The organism is Coralloluteibacterium stylophorae (assembly GCF_018122625.2).
Lineage (GTDB): Bacteria > Pseudomonadota > Gammaproteobacteria > Xanthomonadales > Xanthomonadaceae > Coralloluteibacterium > Coralloluteibacterium stylophorae.
On the sequence record NZ_JAGQFT020000004.1, the window covers coordinates 299,355 to 322,568 of the forward strand.

Here is a 23,214-nt window from a genome sequence, read left to right on the forward strand (position 1 = left end):
CGTCGACTCTACTTGACCTTGCGCTCGTCCAGCAGCGCCTGCACCACGGAAGGATCGGCCAGCGTCGAGGTATCGCCGAGCTGGTCCGGCTGGTTCTCCGCGATCTTGCGCAGGATGCGGCGCATGATCTTGCCCGAGCGCGTCTTCGGCAGGCCGGGCGCCCACTGCAGGTGGTCGGGCGAGGCGATCGGCCCGATCTCCTTGCGCACCCAGGCGACGAGTTCCTTGCGCAGGTCGTCGTCCGGCTGCTCGCCGGCGTTGAGGGTCACGTAGGCGTAGATGCCCTGGCCCTTGATGTCGTGCGGGAAGCCCACGACCGCGGCCTCGGCCACCTTCGGATGCGCGACCAGCGCGCTCTCGACCTCGGCCGTGCCGATGCGGTGCCCGGACACGTTGATGACGTCGTCGACGCGGCCGGTGATCCAGTAGTAGCCGTCGGCGTCGCGGCGACAGCCGTCGCCGGTGAAGTAGCGGCCGGGATAGGTCTTGAAATAGGTGTCGATGAAGCGCTGGTCGTCGCCGTAGACCGTGCGCATCTGGCCCGGCCAGGAGTCCTTGATGACCAGGTTGCCCTCGGCCGCGCCCTCCAGCTCCTGCCCGTTGGCGTCGACCAGGGCCGGCTGGATGCCGAAGAACGGCAGCGTCGCGGAGCCGGGCTTGAGGTCGGTGGCGCCGGGCAGCGGCGTGATCAGGATGCCGCCGGTCTCGGTCTGCCACCAGGTGTCGACCACGGGGCAGCGGCCGTCGCCGACCACGTCGTAGTACCAGCGCCAGGCCTCGGGGTTGATCGGCTCGCCGACCGAGCCGAGCACGCGCAGGCTGGCGCGCGAAGCCTTCTTCACCGGCGCCTCGCCCTCGCGCATCAGCGCGCGGATCGCCGTCGGCGCGGTGTAGAACAGGGTCACCTGGTGCTTGTCGATGACCTCCCAGAAGCGCGAGACGTCGGGGTAGTTCGGCACGCCCTCGAACATCAGCGAGGTCGCGCCGTTGGCCAGCGGCCCGTAGACGAGGTAGCTGTGGCCGGTCACCCAGCCGACGTCCGCGGTGCACCAGTAGACGTCGTCGTCCTTGAGGTCGAACACCTGTTCGTGGGTGTAGCTCGCATAGACCAGGTAACCGCCGGTGGTGTGCAGCACGCCCTTGGGTTTGCCGGTGGAGCCGGAGGTGTAGAGGATGAACAGCGGATCCTCCGCGTTCATCGGCTGCGCCTGGTGTGTCGCCGGCTGGCCCTCGACTACCGCGTCGTACCAGCGGTCGCGCGGCATCTGCATGTCGACGGTGGCGCCGGTGCGGCGCACCACGAGCACGGTCTCCACGCTCTGCGTTCCCGGCTTCTTCAATGCCTCGTCGACGTTCTTCTTCAGCGCGATCGGCTTGCCGCCGCGCAGCCCTTCGTCGGCGGTGATGACGAGCTTGCTGCCGCAGTCGGCGATGCGCCCGGCGATCGAGTCCGGCGAGAAGCCGCCGAACACCACCGAATGGATCGCGCCGATGCGCGCGCAGGCCAGCATCGCGTAGGCGGCCTCGGGGATCATCGGCAGGTAGAGCGTGACGCGGTCGCCCTTGACCACGCCCAGGTTCTCCAGCGCGTTGGCGAGCCGGCACACCTCGGCATGCAGCTCGCGGTAGGTGATGCGGCGCGCCTGCTGCTTCGGATCGTCCGGCTCCCAGATCAGCGCGACCTTGTCGCCACGCGTGGCGAGGTGGCGGTCGACGCAGTTGACCGCGGCGTTGAGTTCGCCGTCGGCGTACCAGCGGATGTGGAAGTCGGCGAGGTCGTAGCTGACGTCCTTGATCCGCGTCGGCGCGCGGTTCCAGTCCAGGCGCCCGGCGACCCTGCCCCAGAACGCGTCCGGATCCTGCGTCGATTCCTGGTAGAGGCGTGCGTAGTCGTCGGCGCGGGTGAGGGCGGCGGCGGCGAACTCCTCGCGCGGGGCGATCACATCGGACATGGGGGCTCCTGGCTCGGGAATGGGGACGACGCGGGAGCGTCGGCGGCTCCCACAAGTGTGCCTTTTGGGGCCGGGAACCCGCCCGCGGCGCGGCTTCGACTTTGGTCGAAGACCGCCTTCACTTCGACCAAAGAAGAATGGCCGGGCCGTGGACACACGCCGCAAGCTCGACCGGGCCGCGCCGTCAGCGCGGGTTCACGAATTCATATAAGCGGCGACCGAGGGAGGGGAGACACCATGTCCAGGGCATATATTCCTGCGCGTTCACGCCTGCGGCCGCTCGCCGCAGCGCTGACGCTGGCGCTCGCGGTGCCGGGGACGGCGATGGCGCAGACGGCCAAGGAACGCGAACTCGAGGCGCGCATCGCGCAACTCGAACGCATGGTCGAGCAGCTCGTCGCCGAGCGCGCCGCGACGCCGGCACCGAGCCCGGCGCCCACCGCCTCCCCGGCCGGGACCTCGGCGACCGCCGCGGCGACCTCGCCGGCGGTCTCGCCGCTGCCGGCCGGCGCCCAGCCGATCCAGAACACCACCATCCTCACCTCCGCGAGCCCGGGCACGAGCTTCTCCTACGGCGGCATGATCAAGTTCGACGCGATGGTCACCGACACCAGCGACGGGCGCATGGTCGACGGCTCGGCAGGGCGCCTGTTCTACCTGCCCGGCGCGATCCCGGTCGGCGGCGACGACGCCGAGGGCGGCGATCCCTACACCGATTCGCACGCGCAGTTCTCGCGGTTCTGGTTCAGCGTCGACCACGTCACCGACGGCGGCGACAAGGTCAAGGCCTACATCGAGGCCGACATGTTCGGCGGCGGCACCATCCTCGGCAACACGACCAACACCAACACCCACGGGCTGACCCTGCGCCACGCCTACGTGAGCTGGAACGAGTGGCTCGCCGGCCAGACCTGGTCGAACTTCATGGATGTCTCGGCGCTGCCCGAGGCGGTGGACTTCGTCGGCCCGACCGACGGCACGATCTTCTCGCGCCAGGCCCAGCTGCGTTACACCAGCGGTGCGTGGTCGGTCTCGGTCGAGAATCCGGAGACCACGATCACGCCCTATCTCGGCGGGCCCTCGGTGCGTACGGAGGACAACGTGCTGCCCGACCTGACCGCGCGCTGGATCACCAAGGGAGACTGGGGCCACTTCACCGTCGCCGGTCTGCTGCGCCAGTTCAAGAACGAGGACGAGGACGAGGCGGGGGCGGCGGTCAGCGTGTCCGGCCGCTTCAACATCGGCGCGAGCGACGACATCCGCTACGCACTCAACGCCGGCAGCGGCATCGGCCGCTACCTCGCCTTCGGCCTCGGCAGCGACGTGGTCCAGGACGAGAACGGCGACATCCATGCGCTCGACGGCGCCGGCGGCTTCGTCGCCTGGCGCCACGCATTCACGCCGAAGCTCCGCAGCAACCTGATGTATTCGATGGCGACCTTCGACAACGAGGTCGACTACACCGGCTACGGCGTCACCGAGAAGGCGTACTCGGTCCACGCCAACCTGATCTATTCGCCGCTGCCGAAGCTCGACGTCGGGGCGGAGCTGATCTACGGCGAGCGCTTCCTCGAGGACGAGCGCGAGGGCGACCTGAGCCGGCTGCACACGCACGTGAAGTACAGCTTCTGACGGCCGCGGCCAGGTCGCCGACGGGCAGCCGGCCGGTCCGGCGGGACAACGACGGCTGCACGCACGCACCGGGGACTGCCGCGGGACGCGGCGCAGCATCAGTACGCGACCGTGCGCGGCGGACCAGGCCGCGTCCGGCACGGACGGGCGCGACGCGGGCGCAGCCGCCAACGTCGGCGCCAGACCATCAAGAACAGCATTCGAACGCGGGGACCCACATGAGCGAACAGACATCGGCGAGCAACTACTGGAAGGCGAACCTCAGGATCATCTTCATCTGCATGGGCGTCTGGGCGCTCGTGTCGTTCGGCTTCGGCATCCTCCTGCGCCCGCTGCTGGCGGGGATCCCGATCGGCGGCACCGATCTGGGCTTCTGGTTCGCCCAGCAGGGTTCGATCTACACCTTCATCGTGATCATCTTCTTCTACACCTGGTACATGAACCGGCTCGATCGCGAGTACGGCGTGGACGAGCAATAAGGACCCGACGACCATGGACCAGTTCACCATCAACCTGATCTTCGTCGCCGGCTCGTTCCTGCTCTACATCGGCATCGCGATCTGGGCCCGCGCAGGCTCCACCTCCGAGTTCTACGCGGCCGGACGCGGCGTGCACCCGGTCGTCAACGGTGCGGCGACGGCGGCCGACTGGATGTCGGCGGCCTCCTTCATCTCGATGGCGGGCCTGATCGCCTTCGTCGGCTACGGCAACTCCACCTACCTCATGGGCTGGACCGGCGGCTTCGTGCTGCTGGCCCTGCTGCTGGCGCCCTACCTGCGCAAGTTCGGCCGCTACACCGTGCCCGATTTCATCGGCGACCGCTTCTACAGCCGCGGGGCGCGCCTGGTCGCGGTGGCCGCGCTGCTGATCATCTCGATCACCTACGTCATCGGCCAGATGACCGGCGCCGGCGTGGCCTTCTCGCGCTTCCTGGAGGTCGATGCCACCACCGGGCTGATGATCGCCTCCGCGGTGGTGTTCGTGTACGCGGTGCTCGGCGGCATGAAGGGCATCACCTACACCCAGCTTGCCCAGTACTGCGTGCTGATCATCGCCTACACCATCCCGGCGGTGTTCATCTCGCTGCAGCTCACCGGCAATCCGCTGCCGCAGCTCGGCCTGTTCTCCACGCACGAGGCATCGGGCCTGCCGCTGCTGGCCCGGCTCGACCAGGTCCTGCTCGAACTCGGCTTCAACGACTACACCGGCCACCACGGCTCCACGCTCAACATGGTGCTGTTCACCCTGTCGCTGATGATCGGCACCGCGGGCCTGCCGCACGTGATCATCCGCTTCTTCACCGTGCCGAAGGTGGCCGATGCCCGCCGCTCCGCAGGCTGGGCGCTGGTGTTCATCGCCCTGCTCTACACGGTGGCACCGGCGGTGGGCTCGATGGCGCGCCTGAACATCATCACCACGATCTACCCGGACGGCGTCGAGGCCGCGCCGATCGCCTACGACGAGCGTCCGGACTGGATGCGCACCTGGGAGCAGACCGGACTGCTGCGGTTCGAGGACGTCAACGGCGACGGCCGCATCCAGTACTACAACGCCGCCAACGAAGGCTTCGCCGAGGAAGCGGCCGCGCGCGGCTGGACCGGCAACGAGATGGTGGAGTTCAACCAGGACATCCTGGTGCTGGCCAACCCCGAGATCGCACAGCTGCCGGCCTGGGTGGTCGGCCTGATCGCCGCCGGCGGCCTCGCCGCGGCGCTGTCCACCGCGGCCGGGCTGCTGCTGGCGATCTCCTCGGCGATCAGCCACGACCTCATCAAGTCGACGCTGAAGCCCGACATCTCCGAGCGCGGCGAGCTGATGGCGGCGCGGGTGTCGATGGCGGTGGCCATCGTGATCGCGACCTACCTCGGCCTCAATCCACCGGGCTTCGCGGCGCAGGTGGTCGCGCTGGCCTTCGGCCTGGCGGCGTCCTCGCTGTTCCCGGCGATCATGATGGGCATCTTCTCGACCCGCATGAACTCCACGGGCGCCATCGTCGGCATGCTCGTCGGCCTCGGCGCCACCGTGCTCTACATCTTCACCTACCTGGGCTGGCTCTTCATCCCCGGCACCAACATGCTCGAGAACACGCCGGACAACTGGCTGTTCGGCATCGCGCCGCCGTCCTTCGGTGCGGTCGGGGCGGTGCTCAACTTCGTCGCCGCCTACATCACGATGAAGCTGACCCGGCCCGTGCCCGAGCACGTCCGCGGCCTGGTGGAGAGCATCCGCGTGCCGCGCGGCGCGGGCGTGGCGACCGGCCACCACTGAGGTCCGCCCGCCCCGGAACCGGCCCGTCCCCGAGCACGGGGGCGGGCCGCAGCGTGTCTGCCCCCACCCCGAGTGCGACTGCGTGGCCGCGACACCCGACGACATCGCGTTCCTGCGCACCCTGCCCCCATTCGACCTCCTGCCGGAGGCCGACATCGACCTCCTCGCGCGCCGCTGCGGGCGCGCCACCTGCGCCGCCGGCGACCGTGTCCCCGCCCCCGACACGGAGAGCGGGCGCCTCCACATCGTCGTACGCGGCGCGATCGAGATCCGCGATGCGCAGGGCGGTCTGGTCTCGCGGCTGGGCCCCGGCGACTGCTTCGGCGGGCGCGGCCTGCACCGCGAGGGCGCGGCGGCCACGACCGTGCGGGCGCTGCAGGCCTCGGTGCTGCTGCAGGTGCCCGACGACCTGCTCGACGATCTCGTCCACCGCCATCCGTTCTTCGCGGGCCGCGTGGCGCGGAGCGACGACCGGGGCGTCGAGGCGATCGGGCTCGCCGCCGCACGCGCCGCCGACCTGGTCCTGCGCGAGCCGGTGACCTGCACGCCGCAGGACCCGGTCGCCGAAGTCGCCGGCGTGATGCGCCGGCACGACATCTCCTGCGTCCCGGTCGTGGACGGGACGCGGCTGCTCGGCATCGTCACCACCGGCGACCTCACCCGTCGGGTGCTCGCGGACGGCCGCGACCCGCGCACGCCGGTGGCCACGGTCATGACCCGCGACCCGCTCGCGGTCGCGCCGACGGCACTGGGCGCCGACATCCTCCACACCATGCTCCAGGCGCGCATCGGCCACCTGCCGGTGGTTGCGGCCGGGCGGCTGCTGGGCGTGGTCACCCGGACCGACCTGACCCGCTACCAGGCCCTGCTGGCGTCCGGGCTGGTGGCGCAGGTCGAGGCCGCCGCCGACGCCGTGGCGATGGCGGCGGCCACCGCATCGATCCCCCGCCTGCTGGTGCAGCTGGTCGAGGCAAACACGCCGCATTACGTGGCGACGCGGCTGATCACCGACATCGCCGACGCCGCGACCCGCCGCCTGCTGGCACTGGCCGAGGCCGAGCTGGGCCCACCGCCGGTGCCCTACGTCTGGCTGGCCTGCGGCTCGCAGGGGCGCCAGGAGCAGTCCGGCGTCACCGACCAGGACAACTGCCTGTTCATCGACGATGCCGCGCGCGAGGCGGATCTGGGCTATTTCCAGCGGCTCGCCACCTTCGTCTGCGACGGGCTGCACCGTGCCGGTTACCTGCACTGCCCCGGCGACATGATGGCGATGAACCCGCGCTGGTGTCAGCCGCTGCGCGCCTGGCGGCGCTACTTCCACCGGTGGATCGCCCAGCCCGACCCGGAGGCGCGCATGCTGGCGAGCGTCATGTTCGACCTGCGCCCGGTCGCCGGCACCACCGCCCTGTTCGCCCCGCTGCAGGCGGAGACGCTCGCGGCGGCGGCGGCACGCCCGGTGTTCGTCGCGCACATGATCGCCAACGCCCTGCAGCACGCGCCGCCCCTGGGCGTGTTGCGCGGCCTGTCGACGATACGTACCGGTGCGCACCGCAGGCGCCTGGACATGAAGCACGCGGGCGTGGTGCCGGTGGTGGACCTGGCGCGCCTGTACGCGCTGCAGGGGCGCATCGCGTCCGTCGGCACCCGCAGCAGGCTGCAGGCCGCGGCCGCGGCCGGGGTGGTCAGCGCCTCGGGCGCGCGCGACCTGGTCGAGGCCTACGACGTCATCGCCTCGCTGCGGCTGACACACCAGGCGCGGCTGGTGCGCAGCGGCCATGCGCCGGACAATTATCTCGCGCCGGCGGAACTGTCCGGCTTCGAGCGCGGCCACCTGCGCGACGCCTTCGTCGTCGTGCGCGGCATGCAGGCGGCCCTCGGCCACGGCCGCGCCGCATTCACCTGAAGGAGCCCCGGATGCTGCTCGAGTTCGTCGCCATCCTCGCCGCCGGCTTCGCCCTCGCCGGCATCGCGCTCACGCTCAACGTCCTGCTGCGACGGCGCCTGCCGAAGTGGGTCGTGCCGGCATCGGCCGGCGCCGGCATGCTGGCCATGGCGATCTGGCTGGAATATTCCTGGTTCGAGCGGGTCACCGCGAACCTGCCGCAGGAGGTCGAGGTGGTATCGACCAACCGCCTGCGCGCCTGGTATCGCCCCTGGACCTACGTGGTGCCGCAGGTCAACCGGCTGATCGCGCTGGATCACCGCTTCGACCGGCGCAACCCCGCGCTGCCCGACCAGGTCCTCACCCGGGTGCTGCTGCTGGGACGCTGGGAGCCGTCACGGCAGTTCGGCGTGGTCCTCGACTGCGCGGGCGCGCGCCGGGCGGACCTGACCGACGAGGTGGCGTTCGCCCCGGACGGCGGGCTCGCCGGCGCGCGCTGGATCGCACTGCCGGTCGACGATGCGCTGCTGCGGGGCGCCTGCGGAGCGTGACCGGATGAGCCTGCGGCTGCGCATCCTGCTGTTCTTCGCCCTGCTGGGTCTGGGCGCGGTGGCGGCGATGACGGTGGGCGCGGCGTTCGCGTCCGCGCGCGCAGCCAGCGCGGAGGCGACCCGGGCGCTGCTGGTCGCCTCGGTGGTCGCCGGGGTGCTGATCCTGGTGCTGGTGGCGGCGGTGTGGCTGCTCTTCGACGCCCATGTCGCGCGCGCGATCGAGGCCCTGGCGGGGGCGCTGCGCGTCCGTGCCCACGGCGGCGTCGACACCGCCGTCGACGAGGCGGCGGCGCGCTACCTCGGGGATCTCGCGCCCGCGGCGGCGGCCCTGAGCCGGCGCCTCGCCGCCGCGCGCGATGCCGAGGCCGAAGCCATCGCCCGCGAGACGACGCGGCTGGCGCTCGACACCACGCGGCTGGAGGCCGTGCTGGCGCACCTTCCGCTGGCGGTGCTGGCCTGCAGCGGCGACCATCGGGTGGTCCTGCACAACGCCCTGGCGCTGGACTGCGTCGGCGCCGACCCCGGGCCGGGACTCGACCGCGACCTGCGCGCGCACCTGGACGCCGGCGCCGTGGTCGACGCCCGCGCGCAGCTGCTCGCCGACGCGGGCGCCGACCCGGTCCGCCGCTTCACCTGCCGGACCCTGGCCCAGCGCCCGCTGGACGCATGGATGCGCCTGCTGCCCGGCGCCGAGTGGGAGGGGGCGGACGGGCCGGGCTATCTGCTTGTCCTCGACCGCGCGCCGGGACGCCCGGTCCCGGCGGCGCGCGCAGGCATCGTCCATGATTTCGAGCTGCTCTCGCGCCGGCGCGGCGACCCCGCCGGCGAGGCCTCCCTGCACGCGCTCGCCTGTGTCGTGTTCGACACCGAGACCACCGGGCTGCTGCCGTCGCAGGACGCGATCGTGCAGATCGCCGCGGTCCGCATCGTCAACGGCCGCGTCGTGGCGGGCGACACCTTCGAGACCCTGGTCGATCCCCGACGGCCGATCCCTGCCGGCGCCACGGCGATCCACGGCATCGACGACGACGCGGTCGCCGGTGCGCCGCGGGTGGCGGACGCCGCCGCCCGCTTCCACCGCTTCGCCGGCGACAGCGTGCTGGTGGCGCACAACGCGGCCTTCGACATGGCCTTCCTGCGCCGTGCGGAGGCCGCCTGCGGCTGCCGTTTCCGGCAGCCGGTGCTCGACACCGTGCTGCTGTCGGCAGCCGTGTTCGGCACCGCCGAGGACCATTCGCTCGATGCGCTGTGCCGGCGGCTTGAGGTGACCATTCCCGCGGGCGCACGGCACACCGCCATGGGCGACGCGGTCGCCACCGCCGAGGCGTTCCTGCGTCTGCTGGCGGTGCTGCGCGGACGCGGCCTGGTCACGCTCGATGCGGTCATGGCGGAGACGGCGCAGCACGCGCGCATGCTGCGCATGACCCACTGACCCGGCGGCGAGACCCGGCCGGACGCCTGCGGCGGGCGGCGCAGGGTCAGCGCAGCGGCGAGGCGAGTTCGCGGGCGTCCAGCGTGCCGTCGCGGTCGCTGTCGAGGCGGTCGAACACGCGCTCCAGCGCCTGCGTGCGCCGCTCCCGCGAAACCGGGGCCGATTCGGCGAAGGGCAGCTCGGCGCCGGCGAGGACACCGTCGCCGTCGCGGTCCATCGTCTCGAAGGCGCGCATCGAGTGGGCCACGTACTCCTCGCGGGAGATCCGCCCGTCGCCGTCGTCGTCGATCCGGCGCAGGTAATCCTCGGGGGTCCGGGGCAGCGGCTGCGGCGCCCGGGCGGCGACAGCCTCCGCGGCGGCGAACGCCGCGAGCAGGATCGGCCCGGCGAGGCGGCGCCGACGCGCGGCCTCAGGCGCCTTCGACATACCGCCGCAGCGCCTCCAGGCTCGTGATGAGCATGCGGTGGCGGTCGGGATCGTCGGTGAGCACGGGCGGCGACGGCAGCGGCTCGTCGTCGCAGGCCAGCTCCACGTGCATGCGCGTGGTGTCCTTCTCGCTCCCGCGCAGCAGCTTCAGCCCGTAGTGGCGCGGACCGTAGCCGGCCCGCCTGCCGATCATGGTCAGGCCCAGCTCGCGGCCGGGCTCCCAGTCGCTGACCTCGAAGGCCTGCTCGACGTGGTCGCCGTTGAGCACGCGGCCGATGCGCCAGCGGCTGCCGACCCCGAGCATGCCGCGGCTGAGCCATTCCACGCCGTCGACGCCCGGCATCCACTCGCGCCAGCGCTTGATGTCGCCGATGGCGGCGAAGACCCGCTCCGGCGGCGCGGCGATCTCGAAATCGAACGCGTCGGCTCCGCCCTCGGCCGCGGCCTCGACGCGCGGCGGATCGGCCTCGGGCGCTGGATGCACGGGGTTGGGTCGCGTTCGCATCGCGTGAGCGTGCGCGCGCGGGCGCGTCGATGCAAGCCTGGAAACGACCGGACGCCGCGACGGGCGCGGCGTCCGCTCAGGTTCGGCGGCGGAACTCAGGCGGCAGCGCGGGCCGGCGCGAGGGTGTAGCCCTTGAGCCGGGCGGAGAACTCCTGCAGCCCGCGGATCCCGGTGGCCTCGGCCTCCCGGCACCACTCCTGCAGGCTGTGCAGCGAGGCCGCGGCGTCGCTCTGGCGCGCCTCGAGCACGGCGGCCAGGCGCGTCCGGTACTCGACCAGCAGGGCCAGGCGCGGGTGTGCCTGGACCCAGGCCTGCAGCCGCTCGCGGCCCTTGGCATCGAGCCAGCGACCGTCGCTGGCGAGCGCCCGGCGCACGCGCCGCGGCACCCCCTCGAGCCCGGCTCCCGCCCCGGCGCGCTCCTCGCGCAGCGCCGGCTTGAGCACGCTGCGGTAGTAGTCGGTCATCGCCTGGAAGCGGTGCGACAGCAGCGCCTTGAGCGTCTCCGAATCCGGCATGGCGACGTTCGGGCGCACGTCGAGGCTCGGCGCCACGCGCAGCACCCTGGCCAGCCCGAGCTTCTCCAGGCCGCGGATGACGACCCAGCCGATGTCGAACTCCCACTTGCGCAGGGCGAACTTCGCCGAGCTGGGGAAGGTGTGGTGGTTGTTGTGCAGCTCCTCGCCGCCGATCCACACGCCCCAGGGGGTGAGGTTGGTCGCCTTGTCGGCGGTCTCGAAGTTGCGGTAGCCCCACCAGTGGCCGAGGCCGTTGACCACGCCGGCGGCCCAGAACGGGATCCACACCATCTGCACCGCCCACACCGCGATGCCGACCACGCCGAACAGGGCGACGTCGATCAGCAGCATCAGGGTCGGGCCCCAGTTCGAATGCTTCGCGTAGAGGTTCCGCTCGATCCAGTCGTCCGGGCAGCCGCGACCGTACTTCTCCATGTCCTCCCGGCTCGCCCGCGCCTCGCGGTAGAGCTCGGCGCCTTCCCAGAACACCTTGCGGATGCCGCGGGTGTGCGGGCTGTGCGGGTCCTCGTCGGTCTCGCACTTGGCGTGGTGCTTGCGATGGATCGCGGCCCACTCCTTGGTGATCATCGACGTGGTCAGCCACGTCCAGAAGCGGAAGAAGTGCGCGAGCGCGGGATGGAAGTCCACCGAACGGTGCGCCTGGCTGCGGTGCAGGTAGAGCGTCACCGAGAAGATGGTCAGCTGCACGAACACCAGGAAGGTGACGAGGATGCCGACCCAGCCGAAGCCGGTGAAGCCACTGGTCAGCCAGTCGTAGAAGGCGGAGGACATTGCGGATCTCGCGAAGCGTGAGCGGTCATGATGGGGCCTCGGTCCTGCCCATGCCATCCCTGCGCGGGCGTATGGCGGCCGGGGTGTTCAGTGAGGTGAGCTTTGCAAGGGGCGTGCCGCGTTTTGGTGAAGCGGGACCGGGGACCGGCAGGTCGCGGCGGCCGCTGGAGCGGAGTGCCCGTGGTGGAACCCTTGCCGATCGCCGTTCACGCGCCCATCTGCTCCAGGTCCCGATCGCCGCCTCACCCAACCGCCTTCCCGGCGTTCGCCCCCATGCCCGAACTTCCCGAAGTCGAGACCACCCGCGCCGGGCTGGCGCCGCACCTGACCGGGCGGCGCGTGGCGGGGGTGACGCTGCGCCGGCCCGACCTGCGCTGGCCGATCCCCGCGGCGGTGGCCGCACATCTGCCGGGCGCACGCATCGACGCCGTGCGTCGGCGCGCGAAGTACCTGCTGCTCGACACCGAGGCCGGCAGCGCTTTGCTGCACCTGGGCATGTCGGGAATGCTGCGGGTGCTCCCGCCGGACACGCCGGTCGGGCCGCACGACCATGTCGACATCGCGCTCGATTCCGGCCGGCTGCTGCGCTTCACCGATCCGCGCCGCTTCGGCTGCCTGCTGTGGCAGCCGATCGGCGAAGTGCATCCCCTGCTGCGCAGGCTGGGGCCGGAGCCGCTGGAGGCGGCCTTCGACGGCGACTACCTGTTCGCCCGCTCGCGCGGACGCGCGGCACCGGTGAAGACCTTCCTGATGGACCAGGCGATCGTGGTCGGCGTCGGCAACATCTATGCGGCCGAGAGCCTGTTCCGCGCCGGCATCGCGCCGCTGCGCCCGGCGGGCCGGGTGTCGCGAGAGCGCTACCGCGCGCTCGCCGGGGCGGTGAAGACGGTGCTGGCGCACGCGATCGCGCGCGGCGGCACCACCCTGCGCGACTTCCTCAACGCCGACGGCGCGCCCGGGTACTTCGAGCAGGAGCTGTTCGTCTACGGCCGCGGCGGCCAGCGGTGCAAGGCCTGCGGCACCGCGTTGCGCGAGGCGGCGATCGGCCAGCGCGCGAGCGTGTGGTGCCCGCGCTGCCAGCGCTGAGTTAGGCCGGTGCCGCCGGCTGGATGCGCGCCTCGCCGGCGACGATCTTCTTGAACTCGGCACGGCTGACCGAGACGTAGCGCTCGTTGCCGCCGATCTGCACCTGCGGCCCGTCGGTCACCGCGCGACCCTCGGCATCCACGCGCACCACCATGGTCGCCTTCGCGCCGCTCTGGCAGATCGTCTTGATCTCGGTCAGCTCGTCGGCCCAGGCCAGCAGGTACTGGCTGCCCTCGAAGAGCTCGCCGCGGAAGTCGGTGCGCAGGCCGTAGCAGAGCACCGGCACGCGCAGGGCATCGACCACCTCGCCGAGCTGCCAGACCTGGGCGCGGGTCAGGAACTGGGCCTCGTCGACCAGCACGCAGTGCAGCGCGCCACGCGCGGCGATGTCCTCGCCCACGATCGCCTGCAGATCGTCCTCGCGGCCGAACACATGCCCGTCGGCGCGCAGGCCGATGCGCGAGGCGACCACGCCCTTGCCGTAGCGGTCATCGAGCTGGGGGGTGAGGATCAGCGTGCGCATGCCGCGCTCGCGGTAGTTGTAGGCGCTCTGCAGGAGCGTCGTGGTCTTTCCGGCGTTCATCGCCGAGTAGTAGAAGTAGAGCTTGGCCAAGGCAGTCGAACGGGGACGGCGGAGAGACGGCCAGTATCGCGCAGATCCGGCGTCCGGCCCGGCCGGGCCGGCTCAGTCCGAAGGCCGCCCGTCCGGGCCTGCGATCCGCTCCAGTTCACCCACCGTCACCCGCCCCTTCGGCGGCGCCTGCCATACGTCGTCCTGCCACGCCCAGTAGCGTTCGGGCTCCCAGTACTGCGGGTCGTAGAAGCGGGCGCCGTCGATGACGATGGGAGTGCCGCCGGGTCCGACCACCTGGACCTGGAGGGTCCCGACGAAGCCGGTGCGCGTACCGGTGACGGTGCGTCGCGCGCGCGCCAGCACACGCTCCAGTCGAGGCTTGGCCACTGCGTCGCCGTAATCGGCGTAGATGTCCTCGCCCACAGCGAGCGCCCGCTCGCGCTCGGCCTCGTCCAGCTCCGCCCAGTACTGCTCGCGGCGAACGAGGAAGCGCCGGTACATCCGCTCCGCGGCCAGATCCATCCAGGCATAGGCGCGGGGACGGTCGCGGCCCACACCCTCCCCGAGCCAATACATCTCTGCGACCATCGCCTGCGACGCCTTGTCGCCGTAGTGGGCGGCGCGCAGGAACAGTTCGAGCGCACGCGCACGGTCGCCCTCGCGCCAGGCGCGCACGCCCTCGTTGCGCCACTGCAGGTCCGGATGCGCGGCAAGGAAACCGGCGCTGGTGAGCACCTCGCGATCCGGATCCGGAATCGCGCTGTGGCGGCTGGTCGCCGGCCTGGGTGGGCAGGGAGACAGCGAAGACCAGGGCGAGGATCAGCGATGCGTGGGCTTGCACGAGGACCTCCGGTTCCAGTGTCCAGGAAGCCGAGTCTGGGCCTCGCGGCCCGAGTCGGACACGCCAGGAAGTCATGCCATGACGACAGTGCCTAGTCGCCCCCGGGTCACACGACGTCCCTCGCGCGGCCCGCCGCACCTTGGATCGTGCGGTCCGGATCGCCAGGCGCGAGACGGCGCGGGAGGCCGTCGCGACGGCGTCCCGCGGCCGCGTCTTCCGGCTCAGAAGAAGATGATCCCGCCGAAGGCCAGGCCGTTCATCCTCGCCTCGTTGCCGCCGTAGTCCTCGGAGCGGGTCTGCGAGACCTCGCCGGCCAGGGTGACGCTCTCGGTGAGCTTGAAGTAGGCGCCGAGGGTGGCATTGCGGTTGCTCTCCAGCGTGGCATCGCCCAGCGGCGCGTCGCGGTTCTTGCTGACGCCGTAGTTGAGGCCCAGCGTCCACTGCTCGTCGAGCGCCCAGGTCGTCTGCGCGAACCAGTGCAGGGCCTCGACATCGCCCTGGTCGCCGTCGGCCAGGATGCCGAGGCCGTCGCCCTGCTGCACGTTCACCAGCACCTTCAAGGGGCCGCCGGTGTAGGAGGCGCCGAGCTCGACCCCGGCCATGGTGAACGCATCGCCCGGCAGCACGTCGTCGGGCGTCTTGAACTTCTGGTATTTGCCGACCGCCCAGGCCTCGAAGGCATCGCTCGTCCAGGAAAGCTGCGCCTGCACCTGCGGGCCGTCGTCGGAGACGTAGGCGCCATCGTTGTCGACGGGGCTGACCAGGGCGGCACTGAAGCCGAAGCCGCTCTCGCCCGGCGTGGAATAGGCGATCTGGCCGTAGTTGCCGAGCCAGGCGTAGCCGGCGCCGATGTGCCCGAGGGTGACGCGGCCGCGCTGGGTCGCCTGGATCGGCATGCCCACGCCGAGCAGGGTCATGTCGCCGAGGATGGCGTTGGCGCCGAACATGCCGTAGTCGCGGCCCAGCTTGATCGTGCCGAAGTCGCCGCCGATGGTGAAGAAGGCCTGGCGCACGTCGACGCCGCTGTTGGGCGCGATGGCGCTGGAGGTGGCGGTGTGGGCCATGATCGCGATGGTGGCGCCGATGTCGTAGCCACCCTGCCGCGACGAGGCCTTGGTCACCAGCGCGTTCGGCAGCAGGCCGTTGCCGATGGTGGTGCGACTGTCCTCGCCGCCGCAGCCGAGCGCCGGCGAGGCCAGTGCGGCCCCACCGACCACGTCGCCACTGCAGTCGACCGAGGTGTAGTAGGCGTTGACGAAACCGCCGACGTCCAGCGTCCACTCGCCCGCCTCGAACTCGACGGCCCCGGCCACGGGCGCGATGGCGCAGGCGAGCACGGCGACGCAGGCGCGTGCGCGCGAACCGGCCATGCACCCTGGAATCCGCCTGGCGTTCACATGGTTCGACATGTCAGTCCTCCTCCGGCCCGGAATGGACCCAAGGAGCCGGCGCAAAGGCCGTGCCACGGCGGGCTTGCCGCAGCGCAGCGTCGCAAACGCGCAGGGTGGTGCAGGCAAGCGGCATCCGATGCGCTGCAGGACAGCAGGTCCGTGCGGACGCGGGCTGTCACCTTCCCTGCACAACGCGTCCGCCGCGATGTGCCTCGGATGGCACATGGGCCGTACCGATGCTGCTCGGAAGGATCGTCCGCGGCAGTCGCTCGGCGCGCAGCCCCTACGCACGATCGGCATCCGCTGCCATCCGCCCCTGACGATGGCCCTTGCCGCACGGCCCCCATGCCCCCGCGGTTCCATCGGAGCGATCAGCGTCGCCCGCCGGGGCATGTGCTGCCTGTTTCTCCCCCGTCATGAGGCCGCGCTGGGCCAGGGAAGGGACGGGAATCCGGCCATTGGCGACGCTTTACGGGCACGGATGCCTAGGGCTCGTCGGGTGTCCCTTCGCGCAGCGGTCCGACGTCGACGCGCCCCCTCGGCGGCGCCTGCCACAGGCTGTCGAGCCACTGGAAATAGCGCTCCGGCTCCCAGTACTTCGGCTCGAAGAATTCGTCGCTGTTGTACGCCACCCGACCTCCCTCCGGGTCCCAGCTCACGACCCTGCCGTAGGCGGAAAACCCGGTCCGTGAGCCGCCGACGTAGCGACGGTGGCGCTCCAGCACGCGGACGAGCCTCGCCTTCGCCTGCGCATCGCCGTATTCGTCGGCGATGACCTCGCGGCGTTCGGCGGCCTGTACGCGTTCGGCCTCGGTCATCCGCTCCCAGTAGTGCAGGCGCTGGGCGACGAACGGCCGGTACTGCCGCTCCGCCGCGAGTTCGGTCCAGATGTAGCCGAGCACGCGATCCTGCGGCACCCCGCGCCCGTCCCAGTACATCTCGCCGAGCAGCGCCTGCGCCGGCTTGTCGCTGTAGCGGGCGGCGCGGACCAGGTACTTGAGCGCGTCGTTGTAGTCGCCGCGTTCCAGCGAGGCCTCCCCGCGCTGGCGCCAGTTGACGTCGGGGTGGCCGGCCAGCCAGGCGCGGCTCTGCACGACACCGCCCTCCTGGAGGAGCGTCGCCGCCTGCACCTCACGCAACGAACGTACCTCCACCCGGCCCTGCGGCTCGCCAGGGATCGGCATGCCCTGCGATCTCATGTACCTGCGCACGTCAATCCTGGCCTCGTCGTAGATCGCGCTGTAGTCGGTCGACAGGTCGCCGACGACGCGCACGCTGCCAATGGAACCGGCGATGAAGTCACCGTTCGCCGGCGCCGCCACGGAGTCGACGCGGGAACCCGTGAAGCCCAGCCGGCTGCCGACGAGCGTGCTCACGTGGCGGCGGATCGCCTGTTCGAGTCGCGGCATCGCGACATCGTCGCCGTATTCGGCATACAGCTGCGCCCCGATGTCCTGCACCCGCGCCCGGTCGGCGGCCTCGAGATGCGTCCACATCAGGTCGCGGCGCACGATGAGCTGCGGGTGGTTGCCGCGCTCCGCGGCAAGATCGCTCCAGGCATAGGCCTCCGCCCGATCCCGGGGCACGCCATCGCCAAACCAGTACATCAGGCTGAGCCGATGCTGCGAGTGCTTGTCGCCGAAGCGCGCCGCCTTGCGGAAGAACGTCGCGGCGCTTTCCGGGCGCTCCGCGGCGTACTCGCGCATGCCGTAGAGCCGCCAGCGCTCGTTCGGGTAGCCCCGCGCGATCTTCTCCTCGCGCGCGAAATCCACTGCCGACAGCGCCTGGTCGTCCTGCGCCTGCGCTCCCGGGCCCATCAGCAGACCCAGCAGCAGGCAGCCCGCGAGATGCATCGGTCTCATCGTCTCTTCCTCCGTGAAATGACTGGGCCCTGCGCCGGGCCATATCCCACTGCGCGTTGCGGGCGCCGTGCCGCGGGCCCGTCTGCCACTACGAAGGCACGGTCCGGATCGTCGCAGCCGTCCTTCGCGGACGCCCTGCGCCCTGCGACAATGCCCACTGTTCCATCGTCGCTCCTGCGCCATGTCCCTCAATCCCCAGCAGCGCGCGGCCGTCGCGCATGTCGATGGTCCGCTCCTCGTGCTCGCCGGTGCCGGCAGCGGCAAGACGCGGGTGATCACCGAGAAGATCGCGTACCTGGTCGATTCCGGGCGGATGCAGGCAAGGCACATCGCCGCGATCACCTTCACCAACAAGTCCGCGCGCGAGATGAAGGAGCGCGTGGCCAAGCGCCTGCCCGGCGACCGCGCCGAGGGGCTGACGGTGTGCACCTTCCACGCGCTCGGCCTGCGCTTCCTGCAGATCGAGCACGCGAAGGCCGGGCTGCGCCGCGGCTTCTCGATCTTCGACTCCGACGACCAGCTCGGGATCATCAAGGACCTCTGCCCGAAGGGGGTGAAGCCCGACGTGGTCGAGGCCGTGCGCCAGCTGGTGTCCAAGGCCAAGAACGAGGCGCTGTCGCCGGAGGAGGCCGCCGCCCTCGCGCGTTCGCCGCGCGAGGTCGAGGCGGCCACGGTCTACGGGCTGTACCAGGCGCGGCTGGCGGCCTTCAACGCGGTCGACTTCGACGACCTGATCCGCCTGCCGGTGCGCCTGCTGGAGGGCGACGCCGAGCTCGCCGCCGCCTGGCGCGAACGCCTGCGCTATCTGCTGGTCGACGAGTGCCAGGACACCAACGGTGCGCAGTACCGGCTGCTCAGGCAGTTGGCCGGGCCCAAGGGCCTGTTCACCTGCGTGGGCGACGACGACCAGTCGATCTACGCCTGGCGCGGCGCCGATCCCGAGAACCTGCTGCGCCTGGGTGCCGACTACCCGAGCCTGCGGGTGATCAAGCTCGAGCAGAACTACCGCTGCTCGGCGCGGATCCTGCGCGCGGCCAACACCCTGATCGCCAACAACCCGCACGAGCACCTGAAGACGCTGTGGTCGACCCATCCCGACGGCCCGCCGATCCGGGTGTGGCCGTGCCGCGACGCCGAGCACGAGGCCGAGCGCGTGGCCGCGGAGATCGCGTTCCGGCAGGAGTCGGAGAAGACGCCCTGGGGCGAGTTCGCGATCCTGTTCCGCAGCAACTTCCAGTCGCGCGCGCTGGAGAAGGCGCTGCAGCGCCTGCGCGTGCCCTATCACCTGTCCGGCGGCACCGCCTTCCTCGACCGCGGCGAGGTCAAGGATGCCTTGGCCTGGCTGCGGGTGCTGGCCAATCCCGACGACGACTCGGCCTTCCTGCGCGCCATCGCCGCGCCCAAGCGCGAGGTCGGCTCGGCGTCGCTGGCGAAGCTGGCGGAACTCGCGCGCACGGCGCACATGCCGCTGTCGCGCGCCTGCGAATCGCTGACCCTGCTGAAGCAGCTCACGCCGCGCGCGGCCGCCGGGCTGGACGCCTTCGCCTCGATCCTGCGCACCCTGCGCGCCGAGAGCGAACGGCTGACGCCGGCCGAACTGTGCCGCAGCCTGATCGAGCGCTCCGGGATGCTCGGCGCGCTCCGCGCCAGCTGCAAGGACGAGGCGCTGTTCCAGCGCCGGCGCGCCAACCTCGACGATCTCGCCAGCTGGTTCGAGGCGGCCCCGGGAATGAAGGGCCGGCCCGGCCCCGGCGAACTCGCCGCCCAGCTCGCGCTGCTGACCCATGCCGACCGCGGCGAACCCGGCAACCAGGTGCGGCTGATGAGCCTGCACGCGGCCAAGGGCCTGGAGTTCGATGCGGTGTTCATCGTCGGCGTCGAGGACGGCGTGCTGCCGCACGAGGCCAGCATCGACGAGGCGCGCCTGGACGAGGAGCGGCGGCTGTTCTACGTGGGCATCACCCGCGCGCGCAAGGCGCTGTGGCTGTCGCACTCGGCGCAGGCGCGGAAGTGGGGCGAGGTCATCAAGCTGACGCCGAGCCGCTTCCTCGCCGAGCTGCCGGCGGGCGACCTGTTCCGGGACGGCGACGATCCGGAGCGCGATGCCGAACACAAGCGCGAGCGCGGCAAGGCGCAGCTGGCGGCGATCGCGGCGCTGTTCGACGACTGATCGTCACCCGCCGGACGCTGCATGCACATGGCGCGACTGTTCCGGCCGCGCGCGCCGCGCTAGCCTCGGGCCGGTCCGACACATCGCGGGGGACGCATGGCCGGAGACAGCCGTTACGCGCGCCGGGTGCGGGCGATGCTCGCGCTCGCCGACGTGCGCACCGACGGTGCGCGCGCCTGGGACATGCGGGTCCACGATCCGCGCCTGTACCGACGCGTGCTGGCCCAGGGCTCGCTCGGCCTCGGCGACGGCTACGTCGACGGCTGGTGGGATTCGGCGACGCTCGACCACACCCTGCACCGCCTGCTCGCCGCGCGCCTCGACGAGCGGGTCCGCGGCATCGGCACCGTCGCCGACGCCCTGCTGGCGCGTGTCGGCAACCGGCAGACGCGCCGGCGCAGCCGCCAGGTCGGCGAGCGCCACTACGACCTCGGCAACGATCTCTACCAGGCCATGCTCGGCTGCCGCCTGGTGTACAGCTGCGGCTACTGGCGGGAGGCCGACGGCCTCGACGCCGCGCAGGTGGCCAAGCTGGACCTGGTCTGCCGCAAGCTCGGCCTGCGCCCGGGCATGCGCGTGCTCGACATCGGCTGCGGCTGGGGCGAGGCGCTGAAGTTCGCCGCCGAGCGCTACGGCGTGACCGGAGTCGGCGTCACCATCTCCCGCGAGCAGGCCGCATACGCGCGAGAGCTGTGCGCCGGCCTCCCGGTCGACATCCGGCTGGCCGACTACCGCGACCTCGACGAGCGCTTCGACCGCGCCTTCTCGATCGGCATGTTCGAGCACGTCGGCGTGCGCAACTATGCGACCTACTTCGACGTCGCCCGCCGCTGCCTGGAGGCCGACGGGCTGTTCCTGCTGCACACCATCGGCGGCGAGCGCTCGACCGCGCACACCGATCCGTGGATCGCGCGGCACATCTTCCCCAACTCGATGCTGCCGTCGGCGGCGCAGGTCGCGCGTGCGCTGGAGGGTCGCTTCGTGGTCGAGGACTGGCACAACTTCGGCGCCGACTACGACCGCACCCTGCAGGCCTGGCGCGCGAACGTCGACGCCGCCTGGCCGCGGCTGCCCGGCTACGACGCCCGCTTCCGGCGCATGTGGCACTACTACCTCGCCGGCTCGATGGCGGCGTTCCGCAGCCGCCGCGCGCAGCTGTGGCAGCTGGTGCTGTCGCCGCACGGGGTGCCGGGCGGCTACGTCGCGCCGCGCTGAGCGCCGGTTAGACTCCGCGGCCCCGTTTCCGCCGAGGCCGCCGCCATGCGCCTTCTCGCCACGCCCCTGCTCCTCGTCCTCGCCGCCTGCAGCGCCGCGCCGGAGCTACGTCGCTCTCCCGCGTCCGACGCCAACGACAACCTCAACGCGGTGGCCTGGATGCAGACCAGCGCCGAGTACCGCGCGCTGGCCGAGCAGACCTGGCGCGGCGCCGCCGACGCGCTGGATGCCGCGCTCGCCGATCCGCAGTGGAACGCGCTGCTGCCTGGCGACCGCGCCGCGGACGCGACGGCGCTGCCGCCCGCCGTGGTGGTCGACGTCGACGAGACCGTCCTCGACAACTCGCCCTACCAGGCGCGCCTGGTGCGCGACGGCCTGCAGTACGACGATGCGACCTGGGCCGCCTGGGTGCGGGAGGAGGCGGCGCGTGCGGTGCCCGGAGCGCTGGCCTTCGCCCGCGCCGCGAGCGAGCGCGGCATCACCATCGTCTACATCACCAACCGCGACGCCGACCTCGCGGCGCCGACGCTCGCCAACCTGCGTGCGCTGGGGTTTCCGGTGGGCGAAGCAGGGCGCGTGTTCTACGGGAAGGGACGCGAGGTTGCCGGCTGCACGCAGCCGGGCTCGGACAAGGGCTGCCGCCGCCGCGCGGTGGCGCGCGAGTACCGCGTGCTGCTGCAGGTCGGCGACCAGGTCACCGACTTCGGCAGCGTCGGCCACGGCCGCGACGCGCAGGCGCAGTTCGTGACCGAACACGCCGGCTGGATCGGCAGCCGCTGGTGGATCCTGCCGAACCCCAGCTACGGCGGCTGGGAGCCGGCGCTGTTCGACAACGACTGGTCGCTGCCGGCGGAGGCGCGTCGCGCGGCCAAGCTCGATGCGCTGGAAAGCGTCGACACTCACTGAAACAGTAAGTTACGTCGCATTCCGAGATATTGACTGAGGTACTCGCGGCAAGTACCTTGCACGCGGTCGCCCGGGACGCCATGCCCGGCCGATCGTGCCGAAAACACGCATGTCCTCCGGCCCTGCCGGATTTGCGGGAGACCGAAGGGTCTCCCGCTTTTGTGTGCGCCGCCGCGACGGGGGCGCATGGGGCGAACTGGTAGATTGTGCGGCCGGTCCACTGGAGCCTCCGCCCATGCGTCGCTCGCCCGCCATCGCCCCGCTCCTCGCCGCCGGCGCCCTCGCCGCGGTCCTCGCCGCCTGCCAGCGCGAGCAGGCCGAGCCCGTCGCCGGGGTCACGCACACGCCGGAGGCGGCGGTACAGGCCATGGCCGAGAGCCTGCGGGCCAACGACCTGCGCCAGTTCTCCGAGCTGGCCCTGCCGCCGGCGCTGCGCGAGCGGGTCGCCATGCGCTGGGAGCAGGACCGCGCCGCGCGCGCGGCGCCGAGCGCGGAGGACCGCGCCGAGTTCGCGCAGACGATGCGCGACCTGACCGCGCCCGACGCCGAGGAGACGCTCTATGCCGAGGTCGAGCCGCAGCTTGCGCAGTGGGAGAACGAGTTCGCGACCCAGGGCCCGCTGGTGATGGGCATGCTCTCGGGCCTGGCCAACGTGGCGATCAACCGCAGCGAGACCCTCGGTCCCGCGCAGAAGGAGCACGCGGCCGGCATCGTCGGCGCGCTGTCCGCCTGGGCCACCGAGGCGCCCCTGTTCGACCGCGAGCGCGCGCGCCAGGCGGTCGCGGTCACCGTCGACACCGCGCGCGCCCTCGACCTGGAGACCGCCGAAGACGTGGCCGCGCTGGACTTCGAGCAGGCGCTCGGGCGCGGCGGCACGGTCGCGCAGGGCGTGCGGCAGACGCTGGCCGTGTACGGCCTCGACCTCGACGCCACCTTCGCCAGCCTGGAGACGCACGTGGTCGACCAGACCGCCGACACCGCGACCGTGCACGTCGACTACGAGCTCGCCGGGCATCCGCTGGGCTTCGACATGGCGATGGTCGAGCAGGATGGCCGCTGGTACAGCCGCGAGATCATCGCCAGCGCCGAGCAGCGACTGGCCGAACCGGTGGACGGCGCGCCACCGGAGACGGCGGCCGATGCGGAGCCGGACGCCGCACCGGCGCCCGCCACCGCGCGTGCCGCGAACGCGGCCGGCGCCGGCAACGGCTGA

At 71.7% G+C, this 23,214-nt stretch carries 19 protein-coding genes; 11 read left to right on the forward strand and 8 right to left on the reverse strand.

What is annotated here, in order from left to right; all coding sequences use genetic code 11:
- Nucleotides 1-8: 8 nt before the first annotated feature.
- Nucleotides 9-1,952 carry an acetate--CoA ligase gene (acs, locus tag KB893_RS08065; protein WP_211925759.1) on the reverse strand — a complete coding sequence of 648 codons (1,944 nt, stop codon included), beginning with the start codon at nt 1,950-1,952 and terminating at the stop codon, nt 9-11.
- A gap of 237 nt (nt 1,953-2,189) precedes the next feature.
- On the opposite strand from acs, the gene KB893_RS08070 reads away from it, so the two are divergent.
- From KB893_RS08070 to KB893_RS08095, 6 genes are all read left to right on the forward strand, one after another.
- Nucleotides 2,190-3,584: a DcaP family trimeric outer membrane transporter gene (locus KB893_RS08070; RefSeq protein WP_211925760.1), complete on the forward strand. Its 1,395-nt coding sequence runs from the start codon at nt 2,190-2,192 to the stop codon at nt 3,582-3,584.
- A gap of 218 nt (nt 3,585-3,802) precedes the next feature.
- Nucleotides 3,803-4,063 carry a DUF4212 domain-containing protein gene (locus KB893_RS08075; protein WP_211925761.1) on the forward strand — a complete coding sequence of 87 codons (261 nt, stop codon included), beginning with the start codon at nt 3,803-3,805 and terminating at the stop codon, nt 4,061-4,063.
- A 13-nt stretch (nt 4,064-4,076) separates the two neighbouring features.
- Nucleotides 4,077-5,852, forward strand: a complete 1,776-nt coding sequence (locus KB893_RS08080; RefSeq protein WP_211925762.1) for a sodium:solute symporter family protein — start codon at nt 4,077-4,079, stop codon at nt 5,850-5,852.
- 82 nt (nt 5,853-5,934) lie between these two features.
- Entirely contained in the window at nt 5,935-7,755 is a 1,821-nt protein-coding gene (locus tag KB893_RS08085; RefSeq protein ID WP_213173601.1) for a DUF294 nucleotidyltransferase-like domain-containing protein, read from the forward strand.
- An 11-nt stretch (nt 7,756-7,766) separates the two neighbouring features.
- On the forward strand, nt 7,767-8,285 hold the full coding sequence (locus KB893_RS08090) for a hypothetical protein (RefSeq protein ID WP_211926244.1): 519 nt from the start codon (nt 7,767-7,769) through the stop codon (nt 8,283-8,285).
- Between the two features lie 4 nt (nt 8,286-8,289).
- The gene (locus KB893_RS08095) at nt 8,290-9,717 is read left to right on the forward strand and encodes a 3'-5' exonuclease (protein WP_211926243.1); all 1,428 of its coding nucleotides are present in this window, start codon (nt 8,290-8,292) and stop codon (nt 9,715-9,717) included.
- A 46-nt stretch (nt 9,718-9,763) separates the two neighbouring features.
- On the opposite strand, the gene KB893_RS08100 is transcribed toward KB893_RS08095, so the two are convergent.
- From KB893_RS08100 to KB893_RS08110, 3 genes are all read right to left on the reverse strand, one after another.
- Complete coding sequence (locus KB893_RS08100; RefSeq protein WP_211926242.1) at nt 9,764-10,144, reverse strand: EF-hand domain-containing protein; 381 nt, start codon at nt 10,142-10,144, stop codon at nt 9,764-9,766.
- The gene (locus KB893_RS08105; protein WP_211926241.1) at nt 10,128-10,628 is read right to left on the reverse strand and encodes an SRPBCC family protein; all 501 of its coding nucleotides are present in this window, start codon (nt 10,626-10,628) and stop codon (nt 10,128-10,130) included. Before KB893_RS08105 ends, KB893_RS08100 begins: the two co-directional genes overlap by 17 nt.
- Nucleotides 10,629-10,744: 116 nt before the next feature.
- Nucleotides 10,745-11,956, reverse strand: a complete 1,212-nt coding sequence (locus tag KB893_RS08110) for a DesA family fatty acid desaturase (RefSeq protein WP_211926240.1) — start codon at nt 11,954-11,956, stop codon at nt 10,745-10,747.
- A 273-nt stretch (nt 11,957-12,229) separates the two neighbouring features.
- Between KB893_RS08110 and mutM the strand changes: the two genes are divergently transcribed.
- A complete protein-coding gene (mutM, locus tag KB893_RS08115) occupies nt 12,230-13,042 on the forward strand; it encodes a bifunctional DNA-formamidopyrimidine glycosylase/DNA-(apurinic or apyrimidinic site) lyase (protein ID WP_211926239.1) in 813 nt (270 codons plus the stop codon).
- Between the two features lies 1 nt (nt 13,043).
- Here the strand turns inward: mutM and KB893_RS08120 are convergent, their stop codons facing one another.
- The 4 genes from KB893_RS08120 to KB893_RS08135 form a co-directional block, all read right to left on the reverse strand.
- Nucleotides 13,044-13,655, reverse strand: a complete 612-nt coding sequence (locus tag KB893_RS08120) for a thymidine kinase (RefSeq protein WP_211926238.1) — start codon at nt 13,653-13,655, stop codon at nt 13,044-13,046.
- Between the two features lie 72 nt (nt 13,656-13,727).
- Nucleotides 13,728-14,351 (reverse strand): tetratricopeptide repeat protein, encoded by a 624-nt coding sequence (locus tag KB893_RS08125; RefSeq protein ID WP_211926237.1) that lies wholly within the window; start codon nt 14,349-14,351, stop codon nt 13,728-13,730.
- 327 nt (nt 14,352-14,678) lie between these two features.
- Entirely contained in the window at nt 14,679-15,827 is a 1,149-nt protein-coding gene (locus KB893_RS08130) for a porin (RefSeq protein WP_211926236.1), read from the reverse strand.
- A 506-nt stretch (nt 15,828-16,333) separates the two neighbouring features.
- Entirely contained in the window at nt 16,334-17,710 is a 1,377-nt protein-coding gene (locus KB893_RS08135; protein WP_211926235.1) for an SEL1-like repeat protein, read from the reverse strand.
- 181 nt (nt 17,711-17,891) lie between these two features.
- On the opposite strand from KB893_RS08135, the gene KB893_RS08140 reads away from it, so the two are divergent.
- From KB893_RS08140 to KB893_RS08155, 4 genes are all read left to right on the forward strand, one after another.
- Nucleotides 17,892-19,880 (forward strand): UvrD-helicase domain-containing protein, encoded by a 1,989-nt coding sequence (locus tag KB893_RS08140; RefSeq protein ID WP_211926234.1) that lies wholly within the window; start codon nt 17,892-17,894, stop codon nt 19,878-19,880.
- A gap of 96 nt (nt 19,881-19,976) precedes the next feature.
- Nucleotides 19,977-21,095, forward strand: coding sequence for a cyclopropane fatty acyl phospholipid synthase (gene cfa / locus KB893_RS08145; RefSeq protein WP_211926233.1), 1,119 nt, complete (start codon nt 19,977-19,979; stop codon nt 21,093-21,095).
- 45 nt (nt 21,096-21,140) lie between these two features.
- Entirely contained in the window at nt 21,141-22,001 is an 861-nt protein-coding gene (locus KB893_RS08150) for a 5'-nucleotidase, lipoprotein e(P4) family (protein WP_213173602.1), read from the forward strand.
- A 235-nt stretch (nt 22,002-22,236) separates the two neighbouring features.
- On the forward strand, nt 22,237-23,214 hold the full coding sequence (locus tag KB893_RS08155; protein WP_211926231.1) for a hypothetical protein: 978 nt from the start codon (nt 22,237-22,239) through the stop codon (nt 23,212-23,214).

Bases quoted from the DNA above. Each gene is read 5' to 3' on its own strand.
- acs (WP_211925759.1), bottom strand. From the start codon at position 1,952: ATGTCCGATGTGATCGCCCCGCGCGAGGAGTTCGCCGCCGCCGCCCTC.
- KB893_RS08070 (WP_211925760.1), top strand. From the start codon at position 2,190: ATGTCCAGGGCATATATTCCTGCGCGTTCACGCCTGCGGCCGCTCGCC.
- KB893_RS08075 (WP_211925761.1), top strand. From the start codon at position 3,803: ATGAGCGAACAGACATCGGCGAGCAACTACTGGAAGGCGAACCTCAGG.
- KB893_RS08080 (WP_211925762.1), top strand. From the start codon at position 4,077: ATGGACCAGTTCACCATCAACCTGATCTTCGTCGCCGGCTCGTTCCTG.
- KB893_RS08090 (WP_211926244.1), top strand. From the start codon at position 7,767: ATGCTGCTCGAGTTCGTCGCCATCCTCGCCGCCGGCTTCGCCCTCGCC.
- KB893_RS08095 (WP_211926243.1), top strand. From the start codon at position 8,290: ATGAGCCTGCGGCTGCGCATCCTGCTGTTCTTCGCCCTGCTGGGTCTG.
- KB893_RS08100 (WP_211926242.1), bottom strand. From the start codon at position 10,144: ATGTCGAAGGCGCCTGAGGCCGCGCGTCGGCGCCGCCTCGCCGGGCCG.
- KB893_RS08110 (WP_211926240.1), bottom strand. From the start codon at position 11,956: ATGTCCTCCGCCTTCTACGACTGGCTGACCAGTGGCTTCACCGGCTTC.
- mutM (WP_211926239.1), top strand. From the start codon at position 12,230: ATGCCCGAACTTCCCGAAGTCGAGACCACCCGCGCCGGGCTGGCGCCG.
- KB893_RS08130 (WP_211926236.1), bottom strand. From the start codon at position 15,827: ATGGCCGGTTCGCGCGCACGCGCCTGCGTCGCCGTGCTCGCCTGCGCC.
- KB893_RS08135 (WP_211926235.1), bottom strand. From the start codon at position 17,710: ATGAGACCGATGCATCTCGCGGGCTGCCTGCTGCTGGGTCTGCTGATG.
- KB893_RS08140 (WP_211926234.1), top strand. From the start codon at position 17,892: ATGTCCCTCAATCCCCAGCAGCGCGCGGCCGTCGCGCATGTCGATGGT.
- cfa (WP_211926233.1), top strand. From the start codon at position 19,977: ATGGCCGGAGACAGCCGTTACGCGCGCCGGGTGCGGGCGATGCTCGCG.
- KB893_RS08150 (WP_213173602.1), top strand. From the start codon at position 21,141: ATGCGCCTTCTCGCCACGCCCCTGCTCCTCGTCCTCGCCGCCTGCAGC.
- KB893_RS08155 (WP_211926231.1), top strand. From the start codon at position 22,237: ATGCGTCGCTCGCCCGCCATCGCCCCGCTCCTCGCCGCCGGCGCCCTC.